Below are 13,000 nucleotides of genomic sequence, written 5' to 3'. Positions count from 1 at the left end.
CCGTCGCTCGTCAGTCGTCCGAGGGGGCGGGCGCGTCGCCGCCGGACTCGCCGTGGCCGGCGTCGGGAGTCCGGAGGACGTCGGCGTCGGTCTCCATCCCGAGCGCCTCGATGCGGACGCTCGCGACCTTGTACTCGGGGATGCCCGAGGTCGGGTCGAAGCTCTCCTGGGTGAGTTCGTTCACCGCACCGGCGGCGAAGTGCATCGGGATGAACACGGTACCCTCGCCGACGCGGTCGGTCACCTCGGCCTTCACGACGATGTCGCCGCGTCGCGACTCCACGCGGACGTACTCGCCGTCGCGGATTCCCAGTTTCTCGGCCGTCTCGGGGTGAATCTCGACGAACGACTCGCCGACGTGGCTCATCAGTCCCTCGACGCGCCGGGTGAGTTGGCCCGTGTGCCAGTGATAGAGGACGCGCCCGGAGGTGAGCGTGAGCGGATACGCCTCGTCGGGCACCTCGCCGGGTTTCTGCACGTCCGCCGGGACGAAGCGCGCCTTCCCGTCCTCGAAGTTGAACTCGCCCTCCTCGTAGTCGTAGAGGTAGGGCGTCCCGGGGTGGTCCTCGTCCCACACCGGCCACTGGAGGCCGTGTTGGTCGCCGGACTCCAGTCGCTCGTAGGTGACGCCGCCGTAGATGGGTGCGAGGTCAGAAATCTCGGCCATCACCTCGCGGGGGTGACCGTAGTCCCACTCGTAGCCCAGCCGATTGGCGAGATCCTGGAGAATCTCCCAGTCCTGGCGGGCCTCGCCCGGCGGGTCGGCGACGCCGCGGACGCGCTGGATGCGCCGCTCCGTATTCGTGAACGTCCCCTCCTTCTCGGGAGAGGTAGCCGCGGGGAGGATGATGTCCGCGTGTTCTGCGGTCTCCGTCTCGTAGATGTCCTGGACGACGAGGAAGTCGAGTTCGTCGAGGGCTTCCTCGGCGTGGGAGATGTCGGGTTCGGAGAGTGCGGGGTTCTCGCCGACGACGTACATCGCCCGGAGGTTCCCCTCGAGGGCTTCGTCCATCATCTCGGGAACTTTGAGGCCGGGTTCGTCCGGCGGGCGCTCGCCCCACGCCTCCTCGAACGTGTCGAGGACGTCCTCGTCCTCGACCGACTGGTAGCCCGGGAGGCTCCCCGGGAGCGTCCCCATGTCTCCGCCCCCGCCCTGGACGTTGTTCTGCCCGCGGAAGGGCGAGAGGCCCGCGCCGGGCTTGCCGACCTGCCCGAGGACGAGTGCGAGGTTCGCGAGCGCGAGGCAGTTCTGCGTGCCGTGGCTCGACTGGGTCATCCCCATCGCCCAGCCGACGACGAGCGAGTCCGCGGTACAGACCGTCTCGGCGGCCGCCTCGAACTCCTCGGCCGGGATTCCGGCCAGTTCCTCGACCTTCTCGGGCGTGAAGGGGTCGACCTTCCCCCGGAGGTCGTCGAAGTGCTTCGTGTTGCGCTCGATGAACGACTCGTCGTGGTGGTCGTGCTCGATAGCGTAGCGAATGAGGCCGTTGATCCACGCCACGTCGTAGCCGGGTTCGGTCCGACAGTAGTGGTCGGCGTGCTCGGCAATCTCCACCTTCCGGGGGTCGAAGACGGTGAGGTCGGCCCCGTCGCGGACGTTGCGCTTGATGCGCGTCGCGAGCACGGGGTGGGATTCGGTCGTGTTCGACCCGGTGATGAGGTAGGCGTCGGCCTCGCCGATGTCCTCGTTGATGCGGTTGGTCATCGCGCCATACCCAACGGTCTGCTGGAGGGCGGCGACGGTCGAAGAGTGACAGAGGCGCGCGCAGTTGTCGACGTTCTTCGTCCCGAGGACTTGGCGGGCGAACTTCTGGACGAGGTAGGCCTCCTCGTTCGACCCCTTCGAGGAGGCGAGTGTGGCGACGGCGTCGCGGCCGTGCTCGTCCTGGATGTCGGTGAGGCCATCGACGACGCGCTCCAGGGCCTCGTCCCACGACACCTCGTGGAGGTCCCCGTCCTCGTCCCGGACCAGCGGGGAGGTGAGGCGGTTCTCGGACTCGGCGAACTCGTGGCCGAACTTCCCCTTCACGCAGGTGGAGAAGTCGTTCGCGGGGGCGTCACTCGGGTCGTCGACGGCCTCGACACCGCGGTACTCCCCGCCAGTCCCGTACATCTCGAAGCGACAGCCGACCGCACAGAAGCCACAGGTCGTCTCCTCGGTGTCGACGTCGCGGAGGCGGAAGTCGCTGACCAACTCGGCGATGTCGAACATCTGGCCCTCCGAGAGGGTGTTGGCGGCCATCCCCTCGGCGGCGTGCTCGCCCGCGAGGAACGCCTTCCGGCCGTACTCTTCGAGGACGTCCACCGCGGAGTTCTTCGCCTTCGCCATGAAGCGGGCGACACCCGACTTCTCCTCGGCGGCGACGCGCTCGCGGTCGTGGTCGGGACGCTCGTCGCCGGCCTCGACGCCCCGGTTGGGGGCGACCGTGTCGTCCAGCGTTTCGACCCGTTCGTGTTCGATGACCTTCCCGACGGAGTTGCGGTGGGTGAACCCTGGTAGCGGGAGGGTCGCCATGCCGGCCATTCCCTTCTCGGTGAGCGACCCCGTGGGGCAGACCGTCGCACAGTGGCCACAGGAGACGCACTGCGAGTCGGCCATCGTCTCCGCGTCGGACTGGAAGCCGATGCGGGTGTCCGCGCCGTGGCCCTCGACGCGGAGGACGCCCTCGTTCTGGACGTCGTTGCAGGCGTCGACGCAGCGGTTACAGAGGATGCACTTGTTGCGGTCGATCTGGATGAACGAGGAGGTGTCGTCGAGCGGTTCGTAGGCGTCGCGGTCGTCGAAGACGCCGTATCGGGGGTGCTCGACGTCGTTCTCGATGGCCGCGTCCTGGAGTTCACAGCGGCCGTTCTGGTTGCAGGTCGTACACCGGAGGTTGTGGTTCGAGAGGACCAAATCGAGGTTGACGTCGCGGGCCTCCTCGGCGTCGGGGTCGTCCGTCCGGACGGTCAAGCCGTCCTCCGCAGGGTGCGAACACGCGGGGACGAGGCCCTCCTCGTCGGTCTCGACCATACAGGTCCGACACTCGCTGCGCGGGCCGACGTCGTCGCCGCACTCGGAGTCGCGGTCGTAGTGGCAGAGTGCGGGAACCTCCTCGTCGGCGCCGACGGCTTCGAGCGCGTCGAGGACGGTCGCGCCGGGTTCGACAGCGATTTCCTGTCCGTCGACGGTGAGGTGGGTCGCCTCCTCGCCCGCCGTGCCCATGTCGGGGTCGTTGGCGGTGCCGTCCGCGAAGTCCTCGGTGAGCGGTGTCTCGTGGGTCGGGTCCTCGACGTCGGGAACGCGTGGCAGTGGCGTGTAGGTGTCTTTCGTGCTCATGGTGGGTCAGAGCTCGCAGGTACCGCTCGGACAGCGTCCGTTCGCGTGGGCGCGGAACTCGGGTTCGAACTCGTCGAGTGCGGTCGCGACGGGGCGGGCAGCCCCGACGCCGAAGTCGCAGGTCGAGGAGCGACGCATCACCCCCGCGAGTTCGCGCAGGCCGTCGGCGTCGTACTCCCCGTCGTAGACGTCGCGGAGGAGTTCGACGAGTTGTTTCGATCCCTCGCGACAGGGGACACAGCGCCCGCAGTTCTCCTCGCTGGCGAAGCGGGCCCGGGTACCGACCTCGGCGACGACACAGCGGGAATCGTCCAGTAGTTCGACGACGCCGTTCGTGCCGAGGTCGGCGCTCCGGAGCGCGGGTGCGCTGGCGGAGACGTCCAGGTCGGCGGAGAGACCACCGAACTGCCCGCCGACGACGGCCGTCTCGAACGTCGAGAAGTCGACCGCGTCGGTCGCGTCCGCGAGCGTGCGCCCGGTCGGGAGTTCGACCGTCGCGGGAGCGTCGACGTCGCCCGTGACTGTGACGAGGCGGGTGCCCGGGTCAGCATCGTCGGGGTCGAAGGAGTCGGGGTCGACGAGCGCGCGGTACACCTGCGCGAACGTGCGCGGGGAGTGGACGACGGTAGGGCGACCGTAGAGGCCGTATTCGGCGGGACCGGGTGGCCGGACGCGCGCCTCGATACGGTCGGTACCCTCCATCGCTTCGAGGGCCATCGTCTCCTCGCCCGCGCGGAAGGTGTCCGGGCCGGTGACGACCTGCGGCACGACCGAGAATTCCTCGCGGGCCGCGTCGACGGACCGCCGGAGGCGTTCGTGGAGGCGGTCGTCGGCCTCGTTGCAGTAGACGACGACATCGCTCGCGTCGACGAACTCGGCGACGGCGACTGCGGCGTCGAGAATCGGGTACGGTGCGCCCGCGAGCAGCGTCTCGTCAGCCAACGAGCGGTCGTCCGCGTCGTTGGCGTTGACAACCACGACGCTCTCGCCGTCGGCGTCGCGGGCCGTCGTCCACTCCTCAAACACCGGTTCGTCGGTGACGGCGTCGCCACGCCCGCGACCGAGGAGACCGGAGTCGGCGACCGGTTCCAGGGTCGTGTCGACGTCGAGGAAGTCGTGGGCAGCCGGGTCCTCGGGGTCGACCCACCCGCAGGGACCGAGGACGCGGCGAGTGCCGACGGCCAGCGGTCCCGACCTGGGAACCGGGAGCGTGTCGGTGTCGGGGTCGTGTTCCACGACCGCGTCGGCACCCTCGGTTGGGAGCGTGTCCGACTCGAGTGTGTCGACGAACTCGTCCACGTCGTCGACGTCCGGGTCGGCGTGGAAGGCGGTCCGCCCCTCGTGCGTACAGAGGACGAGGGGTTCGAGTGCGGTCACGCCCGTCGGCCCGGTCTCGACGACCGGGACCGACGACGCGGCGGTACGGAACGCGTCGACGAGGTTCTCACCCGCGTCCGTCGCCGGGTCGACGGCGACGCGAACGACACTCGACTGGGGGACCCCGCCACTTGGAGACATGTTCGTCGGGTACGGACGGGGAGGTGAAAAATGTGTAGTCGCCGGTCGCACTCACAGGTTCGAGGTCGACGCTGTCTTGCGTTTTTCGGTACTGGACCGCTCAGAACGGCGGTTCGAGGTCGGGTTCTCCCTCGCCGCGGCCGAACAGGAGGGCGAGGAGGGCGACGGCGCCCGCCGCGACGAGTAGGAGAACGCGCGCGGGCCACGACAGGAGGCGGGACATACCGGTTCTTCGTCCGGGGCGGACAAAGCGGTTCGGGCCGAGGGCTACCCGATGGCGCCGGTGCCGACAGTGCCGCCGACCCCGGACTTAGGGGCGTCGCGCCCCTCGGTCGGGTATGGACGACGAGACCGAGTCTCCGGAGTCGCAGTCCGAGTTCGACCAGGTACGCGAGCGGGCGCGCGAGGCACTCGCCGACGAGGACCTCGAATCAGTCTACGTCGGCCTGCTCTCCGAAGATGGCTAACCGGCCTACTACTTCGGCAACGACACGGAGGACGCGGCCCAACTCCGCGAGGACGCCGCCGTCCAACTCGGGATGTTGGTCCGCGTGCTCGCGGACCGCTCGGACCTCTCCGTCGAAGAGGTCGCTGAACTTGGGAAGGAACAGGCGGAGCTGATGGACACGCGCTAGCGGCCTAGCGCTGTGAGTGTGGCTGTGCGGAGGTGTAGCCCGACGGCCACGCCGGGACGTAGGGCATCCGCGAGGTGACCTCGTAGGCGGCCTTGCGCGCCGCACCGGCGGCGTACTGGGTGGCGCTCTTCCGGATGGGAGTCCGCCGCCCGCGGACGCCGGTGTCACCCTTTCGGATGGCCTCGACGACGGCCCCGACGTCGATTTCGTCGGCCGGCGTGTCCGGGTCGGCCTCGACATCAACCTCGGTGTACGCCCGGCCGACGTTCGGAACGAAGTGGGCGTCGCTCCCGCCGAGTTGCGGGTAGTCGTAGGTCTCGGCGAACGTCGCCGCGCGGCGGTTGCGGTAGCCGGTGAACAGCATCGAGTTGTAGACTTCGAGAGCGTGCGGTTCGGGTTCACACTCGGCGAGGTGGCGTCGTCGGACGCCGTGGCGGGTCCGCTGGAACGGGTGGGGGACGACCGTGGCCCCGCCGAGTTCGCGGACGCGCTCGACCGCCTCCTCGAACGGGAGTCCGCGCTCGGGGACCTCCTCGACGCCGATGGCCAGCAGGTGACCGTGGGCGGTCGAGAGTTCGACGCCCGGCACCCCGACGAGACCGTGGCGGGAGGCACGGCGGGCCGCCTCGAGGGACTTCTCGATGGTGTCGTGGTCCGTCACGACGATGCCGTCGAGTCCGATGTCGGCGGCGTGTTCGAGCAAGAGGTCGACCGGTTCGTGGCCGTCGTAGGACCCCTCGGAGTGGACGTGCGTGTCGATGGCCAGCGTCCGGACCGCCGTCTCGTCGGTTTCGTGGCTACTCATTAGCGGGGACGTTGGGCGCCGACCCTAATGAGTGTGTCCGCCCAGGCGGAGTCAGAGTCGGGACCGGGACTGGGGCAAGAGACGGGGTCGGGGTCAGGGTCGGAGTCGACGCGCTCAGGCCGTGATCGCGGTGTCGAAGTCGGCGGCGGCGAGGGCGTCTCGGACTCGCTGGATGGTCTCGTCGCCGGTCTCGTGGCGGTTCTCCATGAGGACCGTCTCGCTGGGGAAGAGGCGCTCGCCGAGTTCGAGTCCGTGTTCGCGGGCCGTCGACCCGGTGACGGTGAGGTACACGCCGAGTCCGGCGTCGGCGATGCTAGCCTCTTCTTCGCGACCGGATTCGGGGTAGACGAACTCGATTCCCGCCAGCGCGTCGGTTCCCAGAACGGCCTCGACGAGGCGTTCGTAGCGCGGCGAGATACACAGTTCGCCCTCGTAGCCCGCGACGAATTCGCGGGTGAGGTCGGTGTCGGGTCCGCGTCGACGCGTCTCGGGCGTCGCGAGCAACGTGTGGTAGACGGTGTCGCCGAGGCCGTTCACGACGCGAACGTCCGTGTCGTGGGGGTCGATGCGCTCGTTGAGCGCCTCGATAGACTCGAGGGGGTCGGGTTCGAGGCTCACCACCTCTTCGAGGACGAGGTCGGCACTGTCGAAACCGAGTGCGAACTCGTGTTTGCGCAGCGCGCGAAACGGCTCCTCGCGTCCCACGAGACGGACCTCGACGTCCGCGAGGTCGACGGTGAGAGAGTCGAAGACGATTCGCGTCGGCATCCCCGCCCGGTCGTCGCGCAGGAGCGTGTAGTCCGGAGAGTAGGGGTCCGCGGGCGTCGAGTAGTCGGCGAGGCGCTCGTACACGCCCCGGTCGTCGGTCTGCTCGCCCTTCGTGATCGCCTTCTCGTACCGGAGCGTCGAGATGACCTCGTCGGCGACGGTCTCCATCCCGGCATGGCCCGCGAGCCGGTCGAGAACGGCTTCCAGCGGGCGGCCCTTGCGCGGGACGGCGAGGTCGACAGTCATTGTCGAATGCTGGGGGGCCTCGCCTAAACGGATTGCGCTTCGGGCCAACGTCGGTCCCGTGTCGACCACGCCGGTCGGTCGTCGGCAGTCCCGAACAACTGAGATATGGCGTCGATATCTCGACAACGCGCCGAACAACGGAGATATGCGGCCGATAGCCGAGATATGCGGCCGACAACTGAGATACGCCCCCTCAGTCGGTGAACTCGACGCCGGTGACGTCGAAGCGGGCGCCGCCGGCCGCGCTCTCGTCGACGTCGACGTCCCAGCCGTGGCCATCGGCGATGCGCTGGACGATGGCGAGACCGAAGCCCGTTCCGCGGGACGCGGTGGTGTAGCCGGCGTCGAAGAGGTTCTCGCGTTCCTCCGCCGAGAGCCCCGACCCGTCGTCGGCGACGTAGAACCCGGTGGGGGTGACGCCGACGTCGACGGTGACCGCGGGTCGGCCCTCCGACTCGGTCCCGTGTTCGACCGCGTTCTCGAAGACGTTGACGAACAGTTCGCGGAGGCGTTCGGGGTCGGCCTCGACGTGTTCGTCCGTCGGGAGGTCGAGCGCCTCTCGGGGGAGGTCGACGTACTCCCAGGCGTCGCGGGCGGTCGCCGCCAGCGAGACCGACGTCGTCTCCGTGACGATTTCGCCCTCCCGTGCGAGCGTCAGGACGTCCTCGATGAGGTCGTTCATCCGGTCGAGTTCGCCCTGGGCGTCGTCCAGGTGGTCGACATCGCCGGTCTTCCGGGCCATCTCGACGAATCCCGCGACGAGCGAGAGCGGGTTCTTCAGGTCGTGGGCGACGGTGCTGGCGAACTCTTCGAGGCGTTCGTTCTGCCGTTCGAGTTCCGCCTCGCGTTCCATCAACTCGGTGATGTCGCGGAAGACGCCGAGCCACTCGTCGTCGCCGGTCCGCACCAGGTCCGCGTTCACCTCCGTCACGAGCGTCTCGTCGGCGAGTCGCCACTCGACGGGTTCTTTCGTCGGGCCGACGCCGTCGCCCGCCGGCGGGACCGGCGAGACCGAGTCGAGGTCCGCCGCGAGCGTCGCGAGGTCGTCGAACGTCGCGCCTTCGGCGGTCGTCGCGGAGATGTCGAGGATCTCCGTGAACGCCTCGTTGACCCGGGTGATGACCCCGTCGGCGTCGGTGACGACGACCGGGTCGGGCGCGGCCTCGAACAGCGCGCGGAAGCGCTCTTCGCTCGCGTCGCGTTGGCGTTCGAGTTCGAGCGAGAGGCCGCGACGCTCCAGCAGGTTGTCCAGACGGGCGTCGAGTTCGTCGCCGCTGACCGGCGTGTCGAGGACGTCGTCGACGAACTTCCAGGCTCGCTCGGGCGTCTGGTCGACGTCCATCTCACCGAGCAACAGGAGGAACGGGAGGAACGTCGGGTCGGCCGTATCCCGTTTCTCCCGAACGACGTCGCTCTCCCGTTCGAGCGTCGGCGCGTCGACGACGTAGAGGTCTGCGTCCACGTCGTCGAGCGACGTCTCGTCCGGGCCGACGACGCTGTAGCTATCGGTGAGGCGGCGGGCGAGCAACCGGCGGTTGCGGTCGTCACGGACACCGAGGTAGACGGTCACCGGCCGGGGGACGCCGTCGGCGTCAGTCCTCTCGGCCGAACTCATCTTTCTTCTCGGTCCATTCGGGCGTCCCGCTCAGGACGCCGCGTAGTTCCGAGAGTGGTCCGCCGACCGTGAGACCGTGTTCGGTGATTTCGAAGTCGCGGAGCGTCCGCTCGAAGTCGCTCGCGCGCTTTTTGAGCACGCCGACGGCCTTCTGGAGTTCGCCCTCGAACTCGATGTAGCGGAGGAAGAGGATGTTGTCCGCGAGGTAACTCACGTTCTCCTCCGTCGCCTCGAACTCGCCGGTGATGCTCTGCATCTCCGAGACGAAGATCGTCGTCACCCCCATATTCTGGAGGTACCGCCCGAGCGAGTGGAGTTCGTTCGTGAGTTCGTCGTCGTCGCCCTGGATGGCCAGGCGATAGCCGTTGATGCCGTCGACCATCACGATTTTCGTGTCGTTCTCCTCGACTTCGTGGCGCACGTCGTTGGCGAACTCCGCCGGCGACTGTTCGAGGGCTTCGACTTCCTTCACCTCCAGGGTCCCCCGGTCGATCATCTGCTCGACGGGCACGTTGATGGACCGCATCCGTTCGAGGAACGTCGCGCGCGACTCCTCGAACATGTAGATGACCGAGCGCTCGCCGCGGCCGGCCGCCTCCTTCACGAACTGCGTGCCCGTCGTCGTCTTCCCGACGCCGCTCGGGCCGCTGATGATGGAGATGGTTCCGCGTTCGAGTCCGCCGTGGAGGAGTTCGTCCATCGCGGGGACGCCCGACGGGAGTGGCTCGGCGGCGAACGTCGCCTCGTGGCTCCCGGGACGGAGCTTCGGGAAGACGGTCATCCCGGTGTCGGAGATACGGACAGCGTGTTCCCCGCCCTGGAAGTCCGAGCCACGGAACTTCGTCACTTCGAGCGAGCGCCGCTCCTCCTCGTAGCGGAGGTGGACGATGCCGTCGCTCATGAACTGCAGGTCGTCGTCGGGCGTCGCGGACGTGTCCTGGGAGGTGAACAGGACCGTCGTCCCCCGTTCCTTCATGAACTGGAGGAAGGAGAGGACCTGCTCGCGGAACTGGTAGTCGTCGGGCGAGAGGTAGCGAAACTGGGTCATCGGGTCGACGAACACCCGGTCGGGTTCGTGTTCCCGGACGCCCTCGACGATGTCCGCGACGACGCCGTCGCCCTCGACCTCGCTGGAGGGGAAGACGTCGTAGGATTGGTCTTCGGTGAAGAAGTCCGCGGAGGGGCTCAAGTCGAGGAACGCCACGTCGTCGAGGTCGAAACCGAAGCGCTCGGCGTCGCGTCGGATGTCCGCCTCGGGTTCGCCGAGGTTGACGTAGAGTGCGTTCTCGTCCGGTTCGCAGGTGGTCAAGAAGTGCAGACCCAGCAGGGTCTTTCCCGCACCGGGTTGACCATGGATCATGTAGTTCCGTCCGGGGACGTAGCCGCCGTCGAGCACGTCGTCGAGACCGTCCGTGCCCGTCGAAACTCTGTCGTCGGAATGAGTGTCGTTCGATGCCATGTGGGGGGAGCGTCACTCGAGAAGTCGTCCCGAGTGCTTTGGAAAGAATAGCGTGTCCGGATATTTAAATTGTCCAGTAGTTCGTTGTATTTACAACGTAATGATACCAATTCAGAGTCGCTTCTCCATCTCGACGTGGGGGATACCGGCCTCCTCGAAGACGTCGCTGACCGTCTCGTAGCCGAGTCGGCGGTAGAAGTCCTCAACCGGCCGCTGGGCGTGGAGGAACACCTCGGCGTACCCCGCTTCGCGGGCGGCGTCCTCGACGGCCGTCATCAACTGCCGACCCCAGTCCTCGCCGCGGCGGTCCTCGCGAACGGCGACGCGTTCGACCTTCGCGACGCCGGTCGCGTCCTCCTTCGGGCGGAGTCGGGCCGCACCGACCGGTTCGCCGTCCTCGTCGTAGGCGACGAAGTGGACGGTATCCGGCCAGTCATCGTGTTCGTCCCACTCCAACTCTTCCGGAACGCCCTGCTCCTCGACGAACACTTCGTAGCGGACGTCGAAGGCGTCCTCGCGTTCCGCCTCGGTGGTTGCGCGGACGACGCCCATCTTACAGGTCGACGCGGTCACCGATCTCGACGAGTTCGAGCGAGCGGGGGTGCTCGAAGCTCTTGGTGTGGTGGTGGAGCACCTTCGGGTCGCTGGTCAGGCCCTTCCACATGTCCCAGTGGGAGGGGAGGAGGCGGTCGAGTCGGAGGTCCGCGGCGGTCTCGACGATCTGGTTCTCGTCGTTGTACCAGCGGGTGCGCTTGGGTTCGCCGGTCTCCTTGTCGGGGATGTTCCCCACGGTCCCGAAGGCGAGCACCCCGAGGTCGATGTCGTACTCCTCGCCGACGCGGACGAAGTCGCCCGCGGGCTTGGTGTCGCCGCCGTGGAAGAACGTGCCCGCCTCGTGTTCGAAGACGTAGGAGACGGGGTGGGTGGCGTCGGGGTCGTGGGCGACCTCGACGTGGACGGTGAACTCGCCGACGTCGAACGTGTCGCCCTCCGAGACTTCCGCGAACTGGTCGGTGGAGACGTCGTATTGTTCGGTCCACGCCTCCTCGTCGCGAGCGACGTCGAGGGAGTCGTCGGGCGCGTAGTAGTCGGCGCCGGTGTTCGCGAGGATAGGGGCCTGACTCGGGCCGTGGACGTGGTCGGTGTGCTCGTGGGTGGCGAAGACGGCGTCGGCCACCTCGACGTCGGCGGGGTCGAAGGGCACGGGAATCATGCGGACCGTCCGCGGCGGGTCACCCAGGCCGACGTAGGGGTCGACGAAGACGGTCGTCCCCTCGCTACCCTTGAGTACGAAGCCGTTGCAACCGAGGTACCAGACGGCGACGCCGTCCGGGTCGGCGTCGGCGACGGCGCGGGGGAGCCAGTCCCCCCAGTCGCTGTGTGTCTCGCTCACGTCCCGTCGTGGAACCGGGGCGACCCTAAGCGTTCGGAAATCGGGCACGCCGGCACGCTTATCTCCGTCCAGACGTACCGTGCGGGACGGATGAGCCTCATCGCGGAGTTCCGCCTCGAGTCGCCGGGTCTCGTCCTCTACGAGACGCGACGAGCGGTCCCCGGCGTCCACCTCGACGTCGAACAGGAGGTCGGTACCGACCCACAGCGGCCGCTGTTCTTCTTCTGGGCAGAACCGGCCGACGGGTCGGAGACGATCCTCCACGGCGCCGACGCCACGGGCGGGGCGGACCCGGCAACGGACGCAGCGACGGACGCGCTGGCGACGTTCGAGCGCGCGCTCCGCGTGGACCCGAGCGTGACCGACGAGACCCTCCTCAACCGCCTCCCGGAGCGACACCTCTATCGGGTCCAGTTCAGTGAGGAACTCGAGACGGTCATGTACCCCGAGTACGTCGAACTCGGGGCGGAACTCCTCGCACTCCACGGCGACGCGGACGGGTGGCACACGCGGATGCGTTTTCCCGACCGCGAGGTGTTCGCGAGGTTCAGAACGGTGTGTGCCGACCTGGGGGTCGCGTTCGACCTCCAGCGCGTCTACGGCGGGTCACAGGCGAACGACGACGGGGCCGACCACGGACTCACCGGTCGCCAGCGCGAAGCCGTCGACGCCGCGCTCCGAGCCGGCTACTTCGACGTCCCGCGGGGGACGACGCTCGAAGCCGTCGCCGAGGAACTCGGGATCTCCGCGCAGTCGGCGTCGGAGCGACTCCGCCGCGGCGTCCGGACGCTCGCCCGGAACGCACTCGACGACACTCAGTCCTGACAGCAGCCACCGGCCTCGCCGCCGAAGTCGACGTCGAGTGGGGCGGAGATGGCCTCGTTGAGGGTTTCGAGGCGGTCGGTGAGTTCCTCCTGTGCTTCGAGGTAGTCGGCCATCACGGGGTGGCTGTGGAGGTCGCGCTGGGCGTCCTGCAGGTCGCGGACGTCCTGCTGGGTGGCGTCGCCGGACTGGCGCGCGAGCATGAACTCCTGTTGTTTCTGCTGGAACTGGTTTATCTGCTCTTGGAGGTTCTCGTCCGCCTCGACCTCGGCCTTCACCGACTCGAAGCGCTGGTACTCGGGCAGGTCGGCGATGGCTTCGCCCAGTTGGGCGGCGAGTTCGTCGACGTCGTTCGTCCCCTCGAAGTCGGCGTCCGCGTCGGCATCCGCGTCGATGCTCATGCCTCGCCGTTGGTGAGAC

Annotated in this window: 11 protein-coding genes and 1 pseudogene; 2 read left to right on the top strand and 10 right to left on the bottom strand. The window is 68.2% G+C overall.

Going from position 1 to position 13,000, the window contains the following annotated elements:
* Positions 1-10: 10 nt before the first annotated feature.
* From fdhF to P0Y33_RS04565, 3 genes are all read right to left on the bottom strand, one after another.
* Positions 11-3,319 (bottom strand): formate dehydrogenase subunit alpha, encoded by a 3,309-nt coding sequence (gene fdhF, locus P0Y33_RS04575; protein ID WP_279529369.1) that lies wholly within the window; start codon positions 3,317-3,319, stop codon positions 11-13.
* Between the two features lie 6 nt (positions 3,320-3,325).
* On the bottom strand, positions 3,326-4,837 hold the full coding sequence (locus tag P0Y33_RS04570) for an NADH-ubiquinone oxidoreductase-F iron-sulfur binding region domain-containing protein (protein ID WP_279529368.1): 1,512 nt from the start codon (positions 4,835-4,837) through the stop codon (positions 3,326-3,328).
* A gap of 100 nt (positions 4,838-4,937) precedes the next feature.
* Positions 4,938-5,060, bottom strand: coding sequence for a hypothetical protein (locus tag P0Y33_RS04565; protein WP_279529367.1), 123 nt, complete (start codon positions 5,058-5,060; stop codon positions 4,938-4,940).
* A 115-nt stretch (positions 5,061-5,175) separates the two neighbouring features.
* On the opposite strand from P0Y33_RS04565, the pseudogene P0Y33_RS19095 reads away from it, so the two are divergent.
* Positions 5,176-5,472, top strand: a pseudogene (locus P0Y33_RS19095) (hypothetical protein).
* 4 nt (positions 5,473-5,476) lie between these two features.
* Here P0Y33_RS19095 and P0Y33_RS04555 read toward each other — a convergent pair.
* The 6 genes from P0Y33_RS04555 to P0Y33_RS04530 form a co-directional block, all read right to left on the bottom strand.
* A complete protein-coding gene (locus P0Y33_RS04555) occupies positions 5,477-6,277 on the bottom strand; it encodes a PHP domain-containing protein (protein ID WP_279529365.1) in 801 nt (266 codons plus the stop codon).
* Positions 6,278-6,391: 114 nt separating this feature from the next.
* Positions 6,392-7,291, bottom strand: coding sequence for a hypothetical protein (locus P0Y33_RS04550; protein WP_279529364.1), 900 nt, complete (start codon positions 7,289-7,291; stop codon positions 6,392-6,394).
* A 193-nt stretch (positions 7,292-7,484) separates the two neighbouring features.
* Positions 7,485-8,906 (bottom strand): two-component system sensor histidine kinase NtrB, encoded by a 1,422-nt coding sequence (locus tag P0Y33_RS04545; RefSeq protein ID WP_279529363.1) that lies wholly within the window; start codon positions 8,904-8,906, stop codon positions 7,485-7,487.
* Complete coding sequence (locus P0Y33_RS04540) at positions 8,884-10,365, bottom strand: ATPase domain-containing protein (protein WP_279529362.1); 1,482 nt, start codon at positions 10,363-10,365, stop codon at positions 8,884-8,886. Before P0Y33_RS04540 ends, P0Y33_RS04545 begins: the two co-directional genes overlap by 23 nt.
* Before the next feature lie 111 nt (positions 10,366-10,476).
* Entirely contained in the window at positions 10,477-10,917 is a 441-nt protein-coding gene (locus tag P0Y33_RS04535) for a GNAT family N-acetyltransferase (protein ID WP_279529361.1), read from the bottom strand.
* A 1-nt stretch (position 10,918) separates the two neighbouring features.
* Positions 10,919-11,758 (bottom strand): MBL fold metallo-hydrolase, encoded by an 840-nt coding sequence (locus P0Y33_RS04530; protein ID WP_279529360.1) that lies wholly within the window; start codon positions 11,756-11,758, stop codon positions 10,919-10,921.
* Between the two features lie 90 nt (positions 11,759-11,848).
* Between P0Y33_RS04530 and P0Y33_RS04525 the strand changes: the two genes are divergently transcribed.
* A complete protein-coding gene (locus P0Y33_RS04525; RefSeq protein WP_279529359.1) occupies positions 11,849-12,583 on the top strand; it encodes a helix-turn-helix domain-containing protein in 735 nt (244 codons plus the stop codon).
* On the opposite strand, the gene P0Y33_RS04520 is transcribed toward P0Y33_RS04525, so the two are convergent.
* On the bottom strand, positions 12,574-12,981 hold the full coding sequence (locus P0Y33_RS04520) for a YlbF family regulator (RefSeq protein ID WP_279529358.1): 408 nt from the start codon (positions 12,979-12,981) through the stop codon (positions 12,574-12,576). The two genes, P0Y33_RS04525 and P0Y33_RS04520, sit on opposite strands and share 10 nt — an antisense overlap.
* Between the last annotated feature and the right edge of the window lie 19 nt (positions 12,982-13,000).

The organism is Halospeciosus flavus (genome assembly GCF_029814175.1).
Taxonomy (GTDB): domain Archaea; phylum Halobacteriota; class Halobacteria; order Halobacteriales; family Halobacteriaceae; genus Halospeciosus; species Halospeciosus flavus.
The sequence above is the reverse complement of the archived record's forward strand: the minus strand, read 5'-3'. Positions and strand labels throughout refer to the sequence as shown.